General features: G+C 60.9%; 7 protein-coding genes and 1 pseudogene. 1 reads left to right on the forward strand and 7 read right to left on the reverse strand.

The window, feature by feature from the left end:
* From IFT98_RS20965 to copM, 3 genes and pseudogenes are all read right to left on the reverse strand, one after another.
* Positions 1–726 (reverse strand): site-specific integrase, encoded by a 726-nt coding sequence (locus tag IFT98_RS20965; RefSeq protein WP_244650976.1) that lies wholly within the window; start codon positions 724–726, stop codon positions 1–3.
* 662 nt (positions 727–1388) lie between these two features.
* Positions 1389–1913 (reverse strand): annotated as a pseudogene (nadE, locus tag IFT98_RS00040) (NAD(+) synthase); the annotation flags it as partial.
* Positions 1914–1999: 86 nt separating this feature from the next.
* Complete coding sequence (gene copM, locus IFT98_RS00045; RefSeq protein ID WP_192049932.1) at positions 2000–2341, reverse strand: CopM family metallochaperone; 342 nt, start codon at positions 2339–2341, stop codon at positions 2000–2002.
* Between the two features lie 239 nt (positions 2342–2580).
* Between copM and IFT98_RS00050 the strand changes: the two genes are divergently transcribed.
* Entirely contained in the window at positions 2581–4134 is a 1554-nt protein-coding gene (locus tag IFT98_RS00050) for a sensor histidine kinase (protein WP_192049930.1), read from the forward strand.
* Between the two features lie 116 nt (positions 4135–4250).
* Here IFT98_RS00050 and IFT98_RS00055 read toward each other — a convergent pair whose 3' ends face one another.
* The 4 genes from IFT98_RS00055 to IFT98_RS00070 form a co-directional block, all read right to left on the reverse strand.
* The gene (locus IFT98_RS00055) at positions 4251–7136 is read right to left on the reverse strand and encodes a ribonucleoside-diphosphate reductase subunit alpha (RefSeq protein WP_122797220.1); all 2886 of its coding nucleotides are present in this window, start codon (positions 7134–7136) and stop codon (positions 4251–4253) included.
* A gap of 534 nt (positions 7137–7670) precedes the next feature.
* Positions 7671–12107 carry a SpvB/TcaC N-terminal domain-containing protein gene (locus IFT98_RS00060; RefSeq protein ID WP_192049928.1) on the reverse strand — a complete coding sequence of 1479 codons (4437 nt, stop codon included), beginning with the start codon at positions 12105–12107 and terminating at the stop codon, positions 7671–7673.
* A 112-nt stretch (positions 12108–12219) separates the two neighbouring features.
* Entirely contained in the window at positions 12220–17001 is a 4782-nt protein-coding gene (locus tag IFT98_RS00065; protein WP_192049926.1) for a Tc toxin subunit A-related protein, read from the reverse strand.
* A 166-nt stretch (positions 17002–17167) separates the two neighbouring features.
* Positions 17168–20743 (reverse strand): Tc toxin subunit A, encoded by a 3576-nt coding sequence (locus IFT98_RS00070; protein WP_192049924.1) that lies wholly within the window; start codon positions 20741–20743, stop codon positions 17168–17170.
* Positions 20744–20810 lie beyond the last annotated feature (67 nt).

Consider the following 20810-nt stretch of genomic DNA (forward strand, 5'->3'; position numbering starts at 1 on the left):
TTACTTCTTATCGCTTGCGTTTATGCGCTTGGTGGTTCTTTCTCGCAGCAGCTTCATCTCGCCCGCCTTCGTCCTCAGCTCAGTACCGGGCTTGCGCAGCTTCTCGTAGATGTCGTGGGGTATCTTGGTGTATCCCTCGGACGTCGTTGTGCTGTTGTGGCCATAAGCCTTGGCGAGCAGTGCGAGCCTCTCCTCGTAGTTTTTTCCAAGATCCGGACTGCCAAGCATTAGATAGGCTCCGCCATGACGGAATTTATGCGGTGAGATCATCCGCTTTATCCGTCCCGCACTCATGGCACGCTTGCACACACGTTCAAGCAACTTTTCCACGCTTTTCGTTTTGAACGGGGTGCCTTCGGCATTGAAGAATGCAGGGGTCTCTGCTGGGCTTTTGTAGCGACGAGCCCATCGCCGGTAAAGTGGCGTCTGGTGGTATTTCTCGATGCGTTCTAAGGACGTCCTGCTCATCAAGGTCAGCCGGGGCTTGATGTTGTTTTTCTTTCCTTTGCTGCCTTTGACGTTTAGAGGTGAGTAGTCAGCGTTGATCGGGATGTTCGTTTCTGGGGAGACAAGGTGCAGGGTCTGATGGGCTAGGGCATCACGAATGTCTTGAAGCGTAATTCGTGGCACTTCAGACACACGTAGGCCAGAGTCATACATCGCTTGCAGCAAGCACCGCTCACGCTCTGAGTGTGCTTTGAGGATCACTGCTTCCAGTTCTGCCATGCTGCCGGGCTGGATGATGCCTCGTGTGTCTGCACTACCCGGTCGAAGTGGGCCATGTTCATATGGGTTGTCTGCCCGAAGGGGAGGCGTAGTACCAAACGGCTTGCACAGGTGCTTGGAGAACAGGTGGTTGTATGTTGTGTCCCGTGATTGGACTGTCGTCGAGGCGAGACCGTCTGAGTCGAGCTTGGAGAGGTACGCTTCAAGGTGACCCAGTCCTACGCTCAGCAAGGCATCATCACGATCACATGTCCTGTACTCGGGCTTAGCATTCAAGTACGTCAGGAGGTAGGAAATTCGTCGACCGTATGAAAGGACGGTTGGGTCTGCGAGGATGGTGTTTCTGTAATGTCGGTTGAGGTAGGACGACACTAAAGGGAGAAGGCGCTCATCGTCAGCGAACAGAGCACTGCCGGTTACCCTCACTAGCGGCTCTATGGATTCAGGCTGAGCGAGGAATCGCTCTCGGAATGGGCCATGGGCCAAGACCGATTCAGTGAGGTCTAGCTCTTTGCGTCGAACTGCTACCACCTTCATTTCTTACTGCATCCATATCAGTTTCACAGCTACTGATGTTCAGTATCCTCTGATTGTAAGTTCTTAGGAAGCCTCTGAGACGGGGGGTTTAGAGGTGGTTGTGCAGTTTAGTGTAGGGGGGAAGATATGACGGCTTCGGCGGCGTGGTCGGTGCCGATCACCAGCCCATTGTTGGCATTGGCAATGGTGTACTGCGCGACCATGCGGATCCGCGCCTTGACATTGCCCATGACGAAGTCGCGGCGAGCATCGCTCAGCTCATGCAGCTGGGTGGTCTGCTGGGCCAGGCCCTGTACGGCACTGGCGATGTTGACCGTTTCCTCGACATCGGCGCGAATGAAGCGCATGGCAGCAGACGCGTCGTCCTCGTCGTGCTGGACATTGTAGGGCAGGCGCACTGCGATGAATCGGTAGTCGGTTTCACCCGTGCTCTCGCGCAGTTCCTCGATGGCCAGCTGTGCCAGGCGTCCGGCCGTGAGCGAATCGACCCCGCCGCTGATGCCCAGCACCAGGACCTTCAAGCCGGCCGTGGTCAGGCACTGCTTAATGAACGCCTTGCGGCGTTCTATTTCCTGGTCGATGGCGTGGTCGTCGGCGAACGGGGGGACCACGGCCAGGGCGGCGGCGATCTCGCTTTGGCGGTTGCTCATGGGCGGACTCCTTGAAGGTGGGGTTCGAGCGGGGAGGATTGAAAGCTTACATCGAAATGGCCGGCGCTACCGGCCGAGCTTTCGAATCACTTCTTATGCTTCTTGACCCATGTCTCCATCTGATCGATTTCTGCCTGCTGGGCCTTGATGATGTCTTCGGCCAGCTTGCGCATTTCCGCATCCTTGCCGTATTTCAACTCGATCCTGGCCATGTCCAGTGCGGCCTTGTGGTGGGCCAGCATGCCTTTGGCGAAAGCGACGTCGGCGTCGGTTTCCATGCCGCCTTCGTGCATGGATTTCTGCATGGTCTCCATGCTCATCATGTATTCATGCTGCATCGGCGTCATCTCGCTGTTGCTGTGCGACATTTCGGCGGCAAAGGCTGGGGCGGCCATACAGGCCAGGAGCAGGGCGGCAATGGTTTTCATGGTGGTGACCATCCGGAAGTGGGTTCGATGGGTTGACGGGTAACCGTTGGGAAGGTTCCGTATTCGGTGTACCAAGATGTACGTCACGCTTGTAGGTGCGTGACAGCACTGTGCCGTGGACGTGCATTTGTGTAAATTACGCACGCGTCAGGTCCTCATTTTTTTTAACCGAACCTGCCCTCCAGTCACGGACGACATTCTCCAATAAGCTTCTTCACTCTTCGTTCGGAAACTGAACAATGCATGAGATGTCGCCGAGCGAAACGGTTCGAACAGCCCTTCAAGTTTCCCCTGGCCGCCTCAGGAAACAACACGAGCTGGTCGTTGAGTTCGGCGTCAGATCGCTGCGAGTGCGTGATCTGGACGGGTTGTTGAGCGAAGCGTGCGAAGTTGTCGCGCAAGGCATGATGACCCCCTTTGCAAAGATCCTTCGGCCCCTCCCGGAAGGCACGGACTTTCTTTTGGCCTATGGCGTCGGCTGGGATGAGTCTGATATCGGGACCGCTACCGTCGGTGCCGATGAAGCGAGTCCTGCTGGCTATGCCTATGCCGCCGATCGTCCCGTCCTGTCCAATCATCTGGGCCAGGAACATCGATTCCGAACGCCCGAGCTTCTTCGCAAATATGCCATCGAGCGCGCGATCAACGTTCCTATACGAGGCGCCAGCGCACCTTATGGAGTGCTCGAGGCCGACAGCAGTGAAGGTGACGACTTCATCGAGACTGACGTGGTATTCATGGAGGGAATTGCCAATATCATCTCCATGGCTGTGGATCGCATTGCAATAGACGAAGACGCGCGTAGGCATAATCCATACTCGGAAAGTATTCTCAACGCGAGTCCCGATTGCGTGAAGATCATGTCTGCCGCAGGCGAGATCGAGTTCTTCAACGTCACCGGATTGTGCCAGATGGAGTTCGATCATCTTGATCAGGTGTATGGGTTGCAATGGGCTCAGTTGTGGCCCGAGGAATCGCAAGGGGTGATCACCGACGCTCTGCGGCGTGTGAGTGCAGGGGAATCGGTAAGGTTCGAGTCCTATTGCCCAACCGCCAAAGGGGACCCACGGTGGTGGGACGTGACGGCTGCGCCAATCGTAGGGCCGAACAACCAGATCGAAAAAGTCATTGCCGTATCGCGTGACATCACTGAGCGGCATAAGCACGAAGTGCAGTTGGCGTCCCTGATCGAGATGCAGAACAATAAATTAAGCGCCTCGGATCTGCACCTCGAGGAGATTCACCATCGAGTGAAGAACAGTCTGCACTTGGTCAATACGCTGTTGCTGCTTCAGGCAAACCTGGCAGTGGAGGATGCGGTCAAGTCTCAGCTCAAGACTGCAGCAGCCCGCGTCTTGACCATAGCCAGCGTGCATGAGCGGCTCTACCAAGGTGCCGGTTCACGTACCGTAGACACGGCTGAATACCTGGAAGCCCTGCTGTGTGATCTGGGCAAGGCGTTCGGGGAAACCCAGATAGCCTTGGATGTCGACGCCATTCAGCTTTCACATGAGCGTATGGCGCCCTTGGGTCTGATAGTTTCAGAGCTGATTACCAACTCCCTGAAATACGGGAAAGGGAGAATCACCGTAACTGTCAGGGATGCCAAGGATCACGCCCTGATCACTGTTTCCGACGAGGGCGATGGTTTTCCGGAAACCTATCCCAAGCCTGCTGGCACAGGACTGGGAATGAGGTTGGTCAAAAGCTACTCGGGATTTGGCAAGAATGCGGTGTCGGTGGATAGATCAGCGCAGAAAAGCACCATACACGTGCGCTTCAAACTGAGCTGAGCTGAGCTGAGCTGAGCATGACCAGGCCTTGGGCTTAAAACGCCTGAAAGCGAACACAAAAAAGCCCGCCTTACGTGACCGTGAGGCGGGCTTTTTTGTGTTTCAGCGGTTGCTGTTTACTGACAGGCTTCGCAATCCGGCTCGTCAATCGCACACGCCTTGGGCACCGGCGCCGGGCCAGCTGGCGCGGCCTGCATCGGGGCGCTGTTGCCACCGCTCGACACTGCATTGAGGTTGCTGGTGCTGATGGTCGACTTCTCGGTGCTGGTCGCGGCCAGGGCACGGAGGTAGTAGGTGGTCTTCAGGCCACGGTACCAGGCCATGCGGTAGGTCACGTCGAGCTTCTTGCCCGAAGCGCCGGCGATGTACAGGTTCAGCGACTGAGCCTGGTCGATCCACTTCTGGCGACGGCTGGCTGCGTCGACGATCCACTTGGTGTCCACTTCGAACGCGGTCGCATAGAGGTCTTTCAATTCCTGCGGGATGCGTTCGATCTGCTGCACCGAGCCGTCGTAGTACTTCAGGTCGTTGATCATGACCGAGTCCCACAGGCCGCGCGCTTTCAGGTCGCGAACCAGGTAGGGGTTGATCACGGTGAACTCGCCCGACAGGTTCGATTTCACGTACAGGTTCTGGTAGGTCGGCTCGATCGACTGCGAAACGCCGGTAATGTTGGCGATGGTCGCGGTCGGCGCGATGGCCATGATGTTCGAGTTGCGAATGCCTTTCTGCACGCGGGCACGGACCGGCGCCCAGTCCAGCGATTCGTTGAGGTCGACATCGATGTACTTCTGGCCACGGGCTTCGATCAGGATCTGTTGCGAATCCAGCGGCAGGATGCCCTTGGACCACAGCGAACCCTGGAACGTCTCGTAGGCGCCACGTTCGTCGGCGAGGTCGCAGGACGCCTGGATGGCGTAGTAGCTGACCGCTTCCATCGACTTGTCGGCGAACTCGACGGCGGCATCGGAACCGTACGGGATGTGCTGTTTGTACAGCGCATCCTGGAAGCCCATGATGCCCAGGCCGACCGGGCGGTGCTTGAAGTTGGAGTTGCGCGCCTGCGGCACCGAGTAGTAGTTGATGTCGATCACGTTGTCGAGCATGCGCACGGCGGTGTTGATGGTGCGCTCGAGCTTGGCGGTGTCCAGCTTGCCGTCGGCAATGTGGTTCGGCAGGTTGATCGAGCCCAGGTTGCAGACCGCGATTTCATCCTTGTTGGTGTTCAGGGTGATCTCGGTGCACAGGTTCGAGCTGTGGACCACGCCCACGTGCTGCTGCGGCGAGCGCAGGTTGCACGGATCCTTGAAGGTCAGCCATGGGTGGCCGGTTTCGAACAGCATCGAGAGCATCTTGCGCCACAGGTCTTTGGCCTGGACGGTCTTGAATACCTTGATCTTGTTGTACTCGGTCAGCGCTTCGTAATACTCGTAGCGCTCCTCGAAGGCCTTGCCGGTCAGGTCGTGCAGGTCCGGTACTTCGTTGGGCGAGAACAGGGTCCACTTGCCGTCGTCGAAGACACGCTTCATGAACAGGTCGGGGATCCAGTTGGCGGTGTTCATGTCGTGGGTACGACGACGGTCATCACCGGTGTTCTTGCGCAGCTCGATGAATTCTTCGATGTCCAGGTGCCAGGTTTCCAGGTACGCGCAGACCGCGCCCTTGCGCTTGCCGCCCTGGTTCACTGCCACGGCGGTGTCGTTGACGACCTTCAGGAAAGGTACGACGCCCTGGGATTTACCGTTGGTGCCCTTGATGTACGAGCCCAGCGCGCGCACTGGCGTCCAGTCGTTGCCCAGGCCGCCGGCGAATTTGGACAGCATGGCGTTGTCGTGGATCGCGCCGTAGATGCCCGACAGGTCGTCCGGTACGGTGGTCAGGTAGCAGCTCGACAGCTGCGGACGCAAGGTGCCGGCGTTGAACAGGGTCGGGGTCGAGGCCATGTAGTCGAACGACGACAACAGGTTGTAGAACTCGATCGCACGGTCTTCCTTGTTCTTCTCTTCGATCGCCAGGCCCATGGCCACACGCATGAAGAAGATCTGCGGCAGTTCGAAACGCACGCCATCCTTGTGGATGAAGTAACGGTCGTACAGGGTCTGCAGGCCCAGGTAGGTGAATTGCTGGTCGCGCTCGTGGTTGATCGCCCGGCCCAGTTTTTCCAGGTCGAAGGTGGCCAGCACGGGGTTCAGCAGTTCGAACTCGATACCCTTGGCGATGTAGGAGGGCAGCGCTTTGGCGTACAGGTCGACCATCTCGTGGTGAGTGGCGCTTTCGGCCACTTCCAGGAAGCTCAGGCCTTCGGCGCGCAGGGTGTCCATCAGCAGGCGGGCGGTGACGAACGAGTAGTTCGGCTCGCGCTCGACCAGGGTACGCGAGGTCATCACCAGGGCGGTGTTGACGTCGGTGAGGGCCACGCCGTCGTACAGGTTCTTCAGGGTTTCCTTCTGGATCAGACCGCCGTCGACTTCGGCCAGGCCTTCGCACGCTTCGTTGATGATGGTGTTCAGGCGACCCATGTCCAGCGGGGCCAGGCTGCCGTCGGCCTTGGTGATGCGAATGCTGGGGTGCGCTTCGACCGGTGCGTCGGCGGGCGTGCGAGTGGCGCGCTCCTTGGAGCGCTCGTTGCGGTAGATCACGTAGTCGCGTGCGACCTTCTGCTCGCCGGCGCGCATCAGGGCCAGTTCGACCTGGTCCTGGATCTCTTCGATGTGGATGGTGCCACCCGATGGCATGCGTCGCTTGAAGGTGGCGGTGACCTGTTCGGTCAGACGCGCGACGGTGTCGTGGATGCGCGACGAGGCGGCGGCGTTGCCGCCTTCAACTGCAAGGAACGCCTTGGTGATGGCCACGGTGATCTTGTCGTCGGTGTAGCCGACCACGGTACCGTTGCGCTTGATCACGCGCAGTTGGCCTGGAGCGGTCGCGGCCAGATCCAGATTGGCATCGGTGGCCTGCGGCGCCTTGGCCGGCGAGTTCTCGCGAGTTGTGTCGGTTTGCATGGGGTGAGTATCTCCACGTTCAAAAATTCGAGCGGACGCCAATCATTGGGTCCGTCACCAAAGAGCTATCAGCGGAAGGCCGAGGCCTTCAACGCTTGGATGTAGGAAAGAGCTGAAAATGCTGCCATCCGCAGGCAGCGGTAGGCGGGGAATTCTTTAGTGCAAAACAAGGAAAAAGCACACTGCAGGGGCTTGAGTTCAGGCTTTGACTTATGCTTGGATTTTTTCGGCGAAACCCTACATGTAGTGGTTTTGCGCGCCGGGGATACAAGATAATGCGGTCTGGGGGTCATTGCAAGGTGCCAGACTGTGGATAACATGTGGGTATTGTGTGGGTGACGGCGCCAGCCCGCGCCGTGTCTGGACTGGAGACAAATGACCGTTTGTCCCCGGACTTTTGCTGAACGTAGCCACAGGCCCAGTAGACAACCGACGCTCACCGGGCTCGGCGAGCGACGCTATCGCTTCCTGGCTCGACAGGTCGGCGACATGCCTCCCTGCGAGCAGTGTCCGCCGGGCTGGCGGCGGCAGGTATCAAGCGCTGGCAGCGCGCATCGCCAGCACCTCCTCGGCCGTGTCGTTCTCGTCCTCGCTGACCCCGTACCACGGCGTATAGCGCTGGCGGCGCAACCAGCCCGCTGCGGTCCAGGTTTCCGTCGGCCGTCCCAACGCGTCATAGCACTGCAGGTCATGGTAGCTGTGCTCGGCATCGCGATGGCTGGCGTCATCGACGTAGCGATCACTGTTGGCGAAGTACGGCCGGTACAGGCGAATCACCTGTCCCTTGGTGTCGTACTCCACGCGCTGGCTGACCCGCCAGCGCGGATCGGCATGGGCATCGTCGGCCAGCAGCATGCCGTCATCGTCCACCTGGTGAGCCATGCCGGGCTCGACCCGCTGCTTGCTTTGCAGGTTGCGCCCGAAGCCGTCGAAACTCTCGATGCTCATGCGTACCTGGCGCTCGGGGTCGCCGGGGTAGCGATCGGCCTGGAACACGGCCACGCGCACCGGCTGGCGAGGATAGCTGGCCAGTGGCGCCAGGGTCTCGGCGACCGCGTCGGCCAATAGGCCCTGCTGCCATCCCTGGCGAGCGGAGGCACGCAATTGCCCACTCAGGGTCACGCGACCGGCCATTACCTGCTCGCCCAGCGCGTAGCTGTCGGTCACACCAAGGGCGGGCAGCTCGCCCATCCAGGTATCGCTTTCATGGATATAGGCAATGGCCCAGTCGCCCAGGCCGGCGGCGTTGTCAGCAATCGCTTCGGCAATGCTGCCGGCCATGGTCTGGCCCTGCAACGGTGCAAAGCCCACCGGCTCGCCCATCTCGGTGCCGAAGAAGCTGCTCAGCGACAAGCGCCCGAAGGCGTCGTAACTGGCTTGCTGGCGGTTGTCGTTGGGGTCGACCACTTCCACCGGCTGCAAGTGCCGGTAGTCGTACAGTGCCTGGGTAGTGCAGCCATCGGCGGCAATCACCTTCACCGGCAGCAATTGGTAGGCATCGTATTGCACCCGTGTTTCACCCACCGCCGGGCTCTGCCGATAGGCCTGGACCTTGTAGAACGCCTGGGCATCACCATAGGTGGCATACCCCTGGCGCACCGACCACAGCACGCGGTCCGGCTCTTCGGGCAGAAACGCCGGCATGGGTCGATAACCCAGTTCCACCAGCTTGGCGTTCAGCGCCTGTGGTTCCAACACCTCTGCATAGGCTTGCAGCGCCGCATCATCCAGCTCGGCCGCCTCGGCGAAGTCGGCCAGGGCGACGAAGCTGGCGTTGCCGTCGCTGCACCCCTGGTAACGTTGCATGCTCAAGGCGGTCAGGGTCCGGGGCGCCGCATTGCCCAGCAAACCGTCGTCACGCAGCAGCGCTTCGTAGCTGAGTTGGGCCAGTGTCACGTCGGCCTTGGGCAGCGACCAGGCATTGCCACGCGCTCGGTAGGGCAGGTGCAAACGCCAGTACTGCGGGTCATCGGCCAAGTGAATGGCTTGAGCGCGGCTTTCGCTGAAGTAATAGCGATGCTGGGCCGGGTCGAATGCGTCTCGCCACCAGGTCCGCTCGTGTTCATCGCTGCAGGGTGGGGTGTCGATCTCGTGCTTGCGCCGGGCATAGGCGATGCTGACTGCGTGAGTCACTGCGCCGAACGCATCGGCGCGCAATTGCACGGCGTGGCTGCATTGCGGGTCGTCGGCGATTCGCTCGTACTGATAGCTCAGGGTTTCCAGCGTCATGGGCAGCAGGGTGGCGTAACGCTGCTGGGCGCTGCGCGGCTGCAGCAGGCGCAGGGCAGGGCGCTGTACCTGCACCGAATAGGGCACCGCCGCGCAGGCTTGACCATCCAGGCCGAACACTTCGGTGCGCAGCACCTGACCGCTGAGCGCCCGGGCCATGTCATGGCGCAAGGCTTCGCCCCGCTCCGTGACGATGCTGTCATTACCGGTCTGGGCGTCGTGGCGCAGCAGCAGGATCGGGCCCAGCGTTCTCGCCTGCGGGTCATGCTCGGCGATGCCATGCAGGACTTCGTCCACTGCTCGGCCAGTGTGGTACCAAGTCTTGGTCAGCAGGGCTGGCGAGGTCGACTCGGCACTGGCCGACGCAGCTTCGGAGTCCGTGGCGATCACCAGGCCGAAGCCACGCATCTCGCGCTCATGGCCATCGTAATGACCGCGGCGATACTGCACGCGCTGGCTCAAGGTATTGCCAGTGATCTCGTCGTGCTGGGTCTGGCACACCACCACGTGCACCGCAAATGGCAGTTCGGCGACCGGCACCAGCCCTGCGACCAGCTGCTCGGCTTTTTCATCCAGCCATTCCTGTGCCGAACTGCGGTAGCGGGCCTGGGTGTCGGCGCCCATGTTGTTGTTCGAACCCAGCAGCAGGTAGGGCTTGCGACCCGAGGTGAAATCCAGCCGCCAATGCTGCCCCGGCAGGTGCGGCACGCTGATCACCAGGCTCGAACAGCCCAGCCCTTGCAGGTCGGCGACACTGACCTGCCAGGTGTTGTCGTAACGCAGGCCCTGGGGCCAGGCCTGCAGTACCGGTTCGGCGAAGCCGTTGCCGCTCTGGTTCAGGAACACCTGCGCATGCTCGCTGCTCAGGTAGATCAAGTCCGCGGCGCCGGAGCCATCCAGGTCGGCCAGGCGTACCCGCGACGCATCGAACTCACCGAAGGCAAACGGCAGGCTGGCCATCTTGAAGCTTTTGCCGAATACGCCGCGGCCCAGGTTGGGCCAGCAGCGCAGCTCGTCGTGACGAATACGGATCAAGTGTTGTTGACCACTGCCCAGTACGTCGCTGAACGCCACCAACTCATGCTGGCTGTTGCTGGGCAATGGCAGCGCGTCGTCGGCGTGGGCAACGTCACGGGGCAGGGCAAAGCCTTTGTCGCGCGCGCTGGGGTACAGCCGCACGCTGCGGCTGCCGATCATCGCGAAGTCGCGCAGGCCATCCCCAACGAGGTCGGCCATCTGCCCTTCGGCATTGAAGAACTCCAATGGAAAGGCATCGAACGGCTGGAAACCGGACCAGGCTCGATCGTTGCCCAAGGTGAAGAAACCACTGTAGCCAGGCTGGGCGACGATCCAGTCCAGGCGGCCGTCGCCGGTCAGGTCACTGAGGAACTGGCGAGCGGGTTTGCGCGCATCGGCCACTGGTTGCTTGGGCAGTTGCTGCCACGCTGCGTAGGCCACGACATCGGGGTCTTGCTGGGCGGGGTCGCGTACCGGTTCGCGGTAGAGCCAGCTGTTGTCCTGGCGGTAGAGTACGCCAGGCAGGCCCTCGCCGTAGAGGTCGACCAACTGATAAGCCTGGCCATCATCGAGGCCCGGCATCGGTTCGAACTCGCGGTAACGGGCGTCTTCGAAGCTGAAGTGCTCGTAGCGAAATTCCAGCGGCGGCTGCTCGACCATCTCAGTGCCTTCACAGGCCTGAGCAATGGCGGCCGTGAGCAGGCTGTAACCGTGACACTGGCGATATTCCAGCCACAAGCGGTTGACCAGCACGGGTTCGCTACCCAGTACGTCAAATCGATGGAACATCAGCACCTGATGGCAACGGCGCAAGGTGCGCAGTTCGAAACCGTAGGCAAAGCTGGCAATGGGGTCAGGCCGCAGCGGCCAAGGCTGGCTGGCGGCGTAGGTCGGTACGCCGCCCTGCTCGATGGCGCGTTCGCCATAGTCCAGCACCAGCTCGAAATGCCAATGCTCGGGCAGGCTGTTTTCATCCCACAGGTAAAGCGCTGCATGGGCACTGGGGTTGCCGTAACGCACGCGGCTCAGGTAGCGCTGGGCGCTGTGGTCGCGTTCATCGTCTTCAGGAAGGCCGATACCGTCTTCGGCGCGGTACTCGTAGAGGATGTGATCGCCGCTGGGTGTTACCGACTCTTCCAGCAGCCATTCGCCGACCTGCTGCGGCGCATGGGCGGGGAAGACGCGTGCGCTGGCGCGTTTGCCATACAGGTGCAGGCCGCCATCGCCGCCATGCACCAGCCAGAACCCGGCGTCGGCATCGTCCGACTGCCAGTGTTCGATACGCGCGAAGCTGCCTTCGACCCTGGGGAAGTGACGAGTCACTCGGTAACTGGCCCCCAGCGCCTGGCCACGAAAGGTATGAACGGTGGTGCTGACGATGGCGCCCTGGGCATTGCGCTCGGGCAGCAGGACATCGCCGCCCGGGCCGACCATCTCGTCGTCGGCGGTGTACGCCGGCACGCCTTTTTGCGTGCGCCGGGCGATGCTCTCGCGGCTCAGGCCCCAGCCCATGCCGCAGGGGCCGTTACCGGCGCCGCTGCTGTAGCTCAGGCCCAGTTGCGGGGTGGCGCCGCGGCCCGGTGACAGCGGCAGCGCAATGCTGAACGAGGCAGCGCCGCTGGCGCCCACCGAGCCCCAGCCCTTGCCGATGCTCTGGATGGCGCCGCCGCCTTTGGGAAGTGAAGGCGTGTTGATCGCCAGTGAGGTGTCGTGGTGTGTATTCATGAGTAGGTATCACTGAAAATGGCACAGAGACCGGGCGCTAGGCCCGGTCGTTGAATGCTGAGTCGCCTGGTTCGCGGGCAGAGGGCTCTGCCCGCGAAGGCGGTCGCCTGATCTACGCCGACTTGGCGGTGTAGCTCACTCGCACGATCACATCGCTCAACGCCGCCAACAGCTCAGGCGTGGAACGGGTGAAGCGCAGGTTCCAGGTCGACACCGCCCCTGTGCCTTCGAACGGCAGGTAGCGCTCGTCGTCGAAGTTCAGGGTGAACATGCCGTCGTCGTCGACCCCGCTGGACAGGGCGATCTGTTGGCTGGCGCGCATGTTTTCCCAGACGTTGGCGCCCACTGTGTCGCCCATTTCGACCTTGCTGTAGGTTTGGGTGAGCACGGCCGCCAGGTCCTCGTAAGGGCCCAGCACCGCCGGCAAGGTCACGCTCACACGTTTGATGCGGCGCAGGTACTGGCCGGGGTAGTCGCTGTCGAAGAGGCCCTGTTCCAGCTTGATTTCCAGCCCACCGGTCTTGCCCAAGTCCTCGACGATGGTCGCCCACGGCTTGGCCTCGGTTTCCTGCAGACGGCGCACCGACACGGTCTTGGTGATCTCCAACGAGCGCGCATTGCGCTGCAGGTACGCCGCTTCCATCTTCATCAGGTTGAGCTTGAGCGACTCACCGGCGGTGAGGCCGCGGTAGCTGTCCTTCCAGGCTCCCGGCTGAATGAAACGGGTCTTCAGGTCGGCAATCTCGTACTGCCAGCACGCCTCGGCCGCCAGGCACAGCGACAGGGTGGTGTCGTAGGCCTGGTAGTAGAAGGTGGCGAACTGGCCGTTGAGCCATTGGTAGAGCTGGGCATTGGTGAAGCGCTTGTTGAGGAACTGGAAGGTGGTAGCCGCTTGGTCGACCATCAGCTCGGTCTGTCGAAGTTGCTCGGCGGTGACCTTGGCCTGCTCGTCGTGCACCGCCAGCTGCGCGTCTATCTGTTCGATTTCACGCTGGGCCTGCTCTTCGGCGTGCATCCATTCCTGATGGCGACGACGGTATTGCTCGGTGCGGTCCAGGGCTTCAGCCGCGCCATGGAAAGCAGTGGCCATGCCTTGGGCCACGGCGGTGGCAATGCCGGTGACGCCTTCCAGGCGCCAGCCGCCGGTGGTGGCGCCGACGATGACCCCGCCGGCCATGCCGGCGATCACGCCGCCCACTGCACCGACCTGGTTGGGCGCTACCTTGAGGCCCTCGCCAATGGCCTGGGAGACGAAGCCCACCCCTTCGGCGACTCGACCTTGCAGATGCAGGGCGCCGGCAGACACTTCCCCGGCGCTCACGACTTCAGAAGCCAGGGTGGCGTAATGGCTCAAACGGTTTTCAGCGATCGCACGGCTGGCCAACAGCGCCTTGCGGCCTTCGGCCTCCACACCCTGAACCAGCTGCTGCAGGACGATGGCCAGCTTGGCCATGTCCCAGGCTTGCTGCTGTTGCATTTCCTGCAGTTGGGCATTGTCCTTGCGTTCTAGCAACGAGAGCAGGGTGCTGCCGAACTGGATCAGGTTTTCTACCGCAGCGCTGGCACGATTGTGCATGACGCTGAAGCGGTAGTGCGGGATTTCCTGGCCGAGCAATCGACCGCTACCGCCCCCGGCGGCTGCGGAGCCGAACGCCGACATCAGCGCGCGTGGATCCAGCGGCGCGGCGAACAGTGGCAACTGCAGCGGCTTGCCGTCCAGGGTGCGGTTGTGGCGCAGGTTGCGCAGGCGGGCTTCGGCGGTGTCCCAGTTCTGCACCAGCTCGCGGTTCAGGGCCACGCGCAAATGCGGGCTGTCCAGTTCAGGCACCGTCGGGTCAGTACTGAACGGCATCAGTGCCAGCGGTGGTTGCTGGAAAATGATCAGAGAACGGCCATCGTTTTCGGCGGCGCTTTCGGCCACCAGGCGCTCCTGCTCGATCAGACGCTGCTCGAAAGCCCGCAGGTTCAGGTTGACGGAGTCGGACAAGGTCTTCAGGGTCAGCGGGCTCCAGCCACTGACCAAGCGCTTGTCCGGGCGTGGGCCGAGCAAATCCAGCACGCGCACGTACCACAGCTTCGCTTCGTTCAAGGCATCCGGGGTCAGCTGGCGATACGCTGCATCACCGCGGTCCAACAAGTTTTTGATGAAGTGGCTGTACACCGCCTTGCGGTAATGCACGGGGTTGTCGCTGGCAATGCCGTCGGGGTCGATCGGTGCGCGAGTCGAGCGCTCGCGGCTCAGCTCGTCCACCAGGGGCCGCACGTTCCAGTAGTCCGGCCGGCCGCTGCTGTCGCTGCGGCGGCCGGGGTCGAAGATGAAGCTGAGCCAGTATTCGGCTTCGCTGAACTGTTGCTCGGTGTTCAGACGGTGGCTGATGAGGAAGGGCAGATGGAAGAACAGTTCCCAGAAGTACAGGCCATTGGCGCCTTTGAAGTCCATCATGGGATCGATCCCGCCACTGCTCAGCGCTGGCTCGGGCTGGGTCTGTGTGTCCCAGGAGAGCAGGTTCTCCAAGGCAATATTGGCACGCTCGATCAGATTGCGAGCGAACAGGGTGTTCATGCGGATCGGTTGGCGATTCGCGTTGTTCTCATCGTTCTTGACGATAGTCGAGCCGGTGAAGTCGATGTACTCGGCGGTGCCGAGTGTAGGGTGGGCATGCAGTGAGATTTTTGGTGATCGCATGGCATCGCCGGCGCCGATCGATTGAAGCTCGATTTTGGTGGCTTTGCAGCAATGCCCGATAGTGGTTTGGGCCGACCCAATGTGCTCGGTGACCCAGACACCATGGATCACGGTGAAGCTATTGTCAGGCCAACTGGTGGACCAGCCCGGACGTAGGGTTTCCGGATTGATGGAAATGGTAACGGTGCGCATATGCTGCCTGGGCAACAGTTCGAGGCTGCTACTTCCCACGCTTAGATTGACCTTGCCGGTCATGCTCGCAGGGGTGGGGGTGTGCATCGATGAGGGGCGGCCAAGGAAAGGCCAATAGCGGGTGACCCGTAACTCTGGGGTTGTGCACTGGGCGTAGAGGAAGATCGGTATCACTGAATGCTGAGGCTGCATTACCATTAGCAGCACATCGCTATTGGACAAAGAGATCAGGTGCCGGAGCATTTCGATTCTTACGTACTTGCCTACCAAGTCAGCGCTGCCGCCAGCGGCATTCACCGTCACAGCCCCGTCACTGGCAGTGTCGCTGAGCAGCGGAGTTGATCCCAAATTCCCGGAAAGCCAGAAGTAGGTTTGAGCGTTGCGTTTGTAAACACCTGTGGACGAAAAGCTGGAACCCTCAGTGAGCCGTACCCAGCCCGAGGTAGCATTGGTCGCTGGCAGAGTCAGAGACATGACCAAGTTGCTGTTGCCCGTAATCGTCAGCACGACTTGTGTAGGGCTGCTGTGGCTAGTGAAGGCTTGCGCCACGTCGGTGGTAAAGGTGACCTTATTATTAGCGGGATTGAATGTCACCGAGCTCCCACTCTGATTCTGGGCGATCCTGCTCTGCCATCCTGCATGGTTCCAGCCTTTGGCACCTGCCGTATTGTCGGCATGGGGGGAGGAGGAGGTGACCGATTTGATCGAGATCACTGCGCCGGCTATCGGGAACTGAAAACGACTGGCATTCGCATGTCCCATCAACCTGCACGCGCGCAACACCAACGAACGCATGTTGCCGGTGTCGCCGACATCGTTGTCCACCTTGCCGCGGGCGGGGAAAAGTGCCATCGCATTGAAGTTCTTGTCGAGCTTCAGGGCTTTGAGCATTTTGTAGGTATCGGCGCTGCCATCGCCGCTGGTACCGGGGGTATAGCCGCCATACATGGCCAGGAACAGAGCTTCTGGCGAGGTGGAGGTGTCCACCACCGCGACCACATTAATGTCCGGCGAGCCATCGGCCAGGACGACGGCGTTCTGGTCCGCCTCAACTTCCAGATAGCAGAGCGGAGCGCTCCAGCTTTCATCGTATTTCTTGTAGGTCAGGTGAAGCCGGAGTTTGGATGCCACTACGGGTTTGGCGACGCCCAACGTTCTGGGGGGATAGGTGCCATTCTGAGGCGACTCGGTTTCCAGCGTGCCTGCGGATGAGGCATCCACGGTGTCGGCCAATTCTACCCATACCACGAACAGTCGATTGTTGAAGTACACCGGCCGGATGGTTTTCTCGATCGCGTTGTCGGAAATTGGCAGATTGGCCCGCTTCCAATCCGACCATGCGCCAGGACTTGGGTTATCGACCTTCGGCCCTTGGGTACCGCTGACGTAGGTGCGTTCGGCCATGTTCACCGACCGCCAATAGTAGGCCCCCTCCGCGCGGGATTTGCCGATGAAGTAGTAGGTGGATTCCTTGAAATCCGTGCCGGCGATATAGCCATTGATGATCGTCAGGTTTGCCACTTCCTCGAAGCTGGCAAGGTAGTTCTGCACGGCCTCTTGAGTGGTGTCCACGCTAATACGGTTCTGGTTGATGTCATTTTCCAGCTGCTGGAAATACGCCGACTTTTTCATCCGCAGCGAGGGATCGATATACAGCGACGGGTACCAGGCCAACTGCTGGTTGGCCGCCCACAGCGGGTACTGGCTGCGCTGGTCGCGCCATTCGCTGAGCAGCGCTTCGCTGAAGCGCACGTCGTCGTAACCTGGCTCCATGCCCAGCAGGGCGCTGTTTACGTACTGCTGAACACTGGCGATGGCGCTGGCCACCGGGCTGGTTTCCACGGCCTGGGTGACTTGGGTGTCCAGCAGCAGGTATTCGTAGAGGTCGTTTTCGGTTTTCAGTTTGCTGGTCAGGCCAAGGTCGGCCAACTTGGCATCATTGGGTACGACTTCGCCCAGGTAGTAGGCCACGAGGGCGTCGCGAAAGCTTTCGTTGAGTGTGGCTGCAATGGTCATGCAATGAGTTCCGTTATTGAGGATGTATGAATGGGTGTCAGGCCCGGCCCCTTCGCGGGCAGAGGGCTCAGCCGCCCGCCCCGTTCCCACAAGGGGGCTGCGGTGCAGCGAAGATCCTTGTGGGAGCGGGGTGCCCGCGAAGAGGCCTGCCTGAACACTCGGTGAATCAGCGGCCCGCAGCCGCCATGGCAGCCTGGCCCACCGCCTGCCAGTCAGCCTCGGGGCTGTCGGCATTCAGGGTGCAGGCTTTGAGCAGGGTCGCGGCGTTGAGGCCGGTCTCCAGCGCTAGGGCCTGTGCGCGGCGCACCCAGTCGATATGGGCGACGGTCTTGGCGGTTTGCTGGGGCAGCAGCGCGGTGAGCATCGCCACTTCGCTTTCGCTCCAGCCCAATAAGCTGGCCAGGGCGGCGTTGCAGGTTTGCGACTGCACCGCCAGTTGGCGTTTGCCGGGGCGTCTGGATACCAATGCATTGGCCTGCTGCAAGTAGCCGAGCAGGCGCTCTTCGGGCTGGCCCAGGGTGTTGAACAAGGTGTTGTAGGCCTTGAGCGACTGCAGGTTTTTCAAGGTCAGCGGCCATAGGCTGCCGTCACCCAGCCAGGAAGGGTTCACGACGAAGTGGCGCAGCGCGGTAGCGTCCACATTCGCCCAACTGATGGCGCGGGCGCAGGTGCTGACCGTGGTTAGATTGGCCACTACGAGGTCGATTGCTGCCTCATCCTGATCGGCATCCACGGGCCATGCCAGGCTGACGAGTTCGAGCAATTGATAAGGCGAAACCTCCGCGCACCGGCTGACCCACAAGGCCAATTCGGGAATCAGGCCGGTATGTTCCTGCAACAGGCCTTCAACCAGGCGTTGCTGGTGACTCAAGGCGCTGAACAAGTAGTCTGTCAGCGTCGTCACGGTGGCGGCCACTGCGTCGGCAGCCGGGCCCACCGCATCGACCAGAGTGCTGACCTTGGCTATGAGTTGTTCGCGATCAGTATCAGTCACTGTCATCGACAGGGCTTTGACCAGGCCCGCGGTATCGACGATAGCCTGTGCACCGCCCGCTAGTTCAGCGTGCCAATCGATGGGTGCGCCGTCCGCTTTGCCTGGCAAGCCCAATCCAGCCACGGCCGTTGGCGTGACGGCTGTACCGCGGCTGTCGTTGGCCAGTCGTTGCAGGCGCTCGACCAGAGGCGATGCGGGAGCAGGGGTATCGTCTCCATCCATCAAGGCGAGCAGCCCAGTCACTGTCGTTTTGTGAGTGTTCAGCCAATGAACGGCCTCATCCAGCTCCATCAGGATGTCGAGGATGTCCTTGCCCATCGAATCCAGCGATTTCAGCTCGCCGTCAGCGATTGACCGGTGATACGCGTTGCCCCCCAGCAATGTGATAAGTGCCAGGCATTCGTCGACCGACAGCCCGAACATCCCTGCGATGCGGGCTTGTCGGTACAGCGATGACACCACCGGCAACGAGCGCGACAGCGGACGCCGCGAGGTGATCGTATGGGCGGCGATGGCGGCGAATGTCTCGGGCGATACGCCGAGCCCTGCGCACAACTGATTCACGGTGGTTTGTTGAGCGGGCTCCGTGCTGGTATGGCTGAAGGCAACTCGATCCAGCACCAGTGGGGCGCCGAACAACACTGGACTGTTGAATATCCGATCGAGCAAGGGTATGCGGGCACCGCAGGCAAACGGCGTGATGTCGTGAACGAACGCGGCAAATTCTTCGGCACCGATGGCGTAGTGTCGGCTGAAGTAGCGATAGGCACCGAGGACGCGCAGGGTGTTCTGGTTGGTATCGAGGCCGGAGTTCCTGTCACCTTCTGCACGCATGGCCGAGACGATCAGCGTATCCAGTTCGGCGAAAGGCAGGCCTGTCCAGCGCTGCAAACGCACCATGCGTTGCAGGCGATCGAGGCGATCGGGCGACGTGTGCAGCAGGCGAACCGTGGCTTGCCCGTTAGTGCTCGGGTGCAGATTGATGGCATTGGCAAACAGGTGATGCTTGTCTGTCTGCTCGGCATCCAGGCCGCCGTTGCCGTTGATGAAGCAGGCCCCGTAGTTCATCGGACCGGGCGACCGACGTTCGATCCGTATATTGGCCAGGCTGTGCTTCATGGGGCAATTGGGTGACAGCTTCGGGTAGGCGCCTTTTTGACACAGGAGTGCTTCCAGTTGGTCTGCATCCAACTCGGTTTTGCCGCACAATGTGTTGAATGACGCCAGCGACATGCCCCGAGCTTCCGATTCCGCAGTCCCCAGGTGATCCTTCATGAACTGCGCTTCTGACTCGCTCAAGGGGCAGCTACCCACTCCGTTCTGGCGAGTGTAGAGATCCAGCCGCCACTGACGGGCCAGGTAGTTGCCGCGATCTGTCTCCACTCTTACATTGATCAGCAGGCGCGCCCGGTAATCCCCCGAAAGGTCCACGCCGGGGTTTTCTGCCGGATCAAAATACAAGGCCATGCAGTGGCCCTGATTGGAATTGCTCTGGGAGCTGATGTTGGAGTTCAGGAATTTTTTCTGTGAGGCACCTGTTCCAAGATAGAGGACATAGGCTTGCAGCTTGAGCGTCTTGCTCTCGGTGCCGTTGCTGAAGGCTATTGTCAGTGTTGTCTGTCCACCCTGGTTGGCAACAGGGGTTTCTGCCTGAGGGTCGGAACTCAATAATTCGGGTTGTGTTGGCAACAGCAGGCAGACTTTATGGTCAGCCCACATGTAGGTGGTGCTGAACACCGGAGACATCCACAAGCGGGAGGCCTCTTGAGTGCGATCCAACTCGTCCATGGAAATATTGAACGTGGCGAAGTCCAGCGGCTGGGTCAACAGCTGTTGCTGGCGAGGGCTGAGCCCAGACATCAACGGCAGCGCCGCTGAGTTGATCTGAGCAAGGGGGCTGTCGACAGCCGACCCACCGGCCAGGCACAACGCATGGTTGATCTCCCCCAGCCCCGGCTTATCCCCACCCAGCGCCAAACTCACCTGCTGATGCGCAAAGTGATACGGAAACACGAACGGATGTTTCTTATCCGCCAGCAACTGATCAATCGGCCGCGTGTCGCCTTTCACCTTTTGATATTCGGCAATGCCCTGGCTCAACACGTTGTTCACCAGGTCCAGCATCGGCACGCTTTGGTAGGTGCTCTGCTCATCGATCACCAGCGTGTCCAGATCGGGCCGGCGCACGGCCAGCGGGATGCGCTTGGGCGAGGTGGACGCGCCTTCGATTTTCTCGGCGGCAAAGCGGCGTAGCGAGCCCAGGTAGGCCACCGGCCCATCCATGGCTTCAATAGCGCCCACCTTGCAGAACTGGTCCCAGTTCTCCTTGAACAGGTTGGGGTAGCTTGGGCCGATGTCCACCAGTGCGCGCACGCCGGTCTGCGGGGCGATCAGTGGCAGGTCGCGGCCTGAGGACACGACGTCTTCGCGGTAGGAACGGGCGATCTGGGTGGCGTAGCACATGGCATTGTCGTAGGCCAGGTCGCCGTCGGCATCGCTGAGGGTGCGCAGCTGGCGGGTGAACTCGGCCTTGGGCTTGCGGATGATGTCGAACACCGAGCTCATGCCCATTGCCGGCATCGCGTCGGCGAAGCTCATTTTGTCCAGTGCCCGAGTGTGCGGGGTGGCCGGTACCAGGTTGTCGAACAACGGGTTCGGCGTGGTGTTCGGTTGCACCGGTAGCAGGTTATCGGCAGGCGGTTCGTTGCCGTGTTCAGAAACAGGATCTGGACGTTCAGGGGTGGTCATCAGGTATCTCGCTCATCGGAGTAATCAGAGGCCGACTTTTTAGCGGGCATGCCGAGAGCGGGGTATC

The organism is Pseudomonas sp. CFBP 8770, from assembly GCF_014841705.1.
Classification (GTDB): domain Bacteria; phylum Pseudomonadota; class Gammaproteobacteria; order Pseudomonadales; family Pseudomonadaceae; genus Aquipseudomonas.

What these genes read in the sequence shown, in the direction of transcription:
- IFT98_RS20965 (WP_244650976.1), bottom strand. Translation starts at nt 726, where the DNA reads ATGGCAGAACTGGAAGCAGTGATCCTCAAAGCACACTCAGAGCGTGAG.
- copM (WP_192049932.1), bottom strand. Translation starts at nt 2,341, where the DNA reads ATGAAAACCATTGCCGCCCTGCTCCTGGCCTGTATGGCCGCCCCAGCC.
- IFT98_RS00050 (WP_192049930.1), top strand. Translation starts at nt 2,581, where the DNA reads ATGCATGAGATGTCGCCGAGCGAAACGGTTCGAACAGCCCTTCAAGTT.
- IFT98_RS00055 (WP_122797220.1), bottom strand. Translation starts at nt 7,136, where the DNA reads ATGCAAACCGACACAACTCGCGAGAACTCGCCGGCCAAGGCGCCGCAG.
- IFT98_RS00060 (WP_192049928.1), bottom strand. Translation starts at nt 12,107, where the DNA reads ATGAATACACACCACGACACCTCACTGGCGATCAACACGCCTTCACTT.
- IFT98_RS00065 (WP_192049926.1), bottom strand. Translation starts at nt 17,001, where the DNA reads ATGACCATTGCAGCCACACTCAACGAAAGCTTTCGCGACGCCCTCGTG.
- IFT98_RS00070 (WP_192049924.1), bottom strand. Translation starts at nt 20,743, where the DNA reads ATGACCACCCCTGAACGTCCAGATCCTGTTTCTGAACACGGCAACGAA.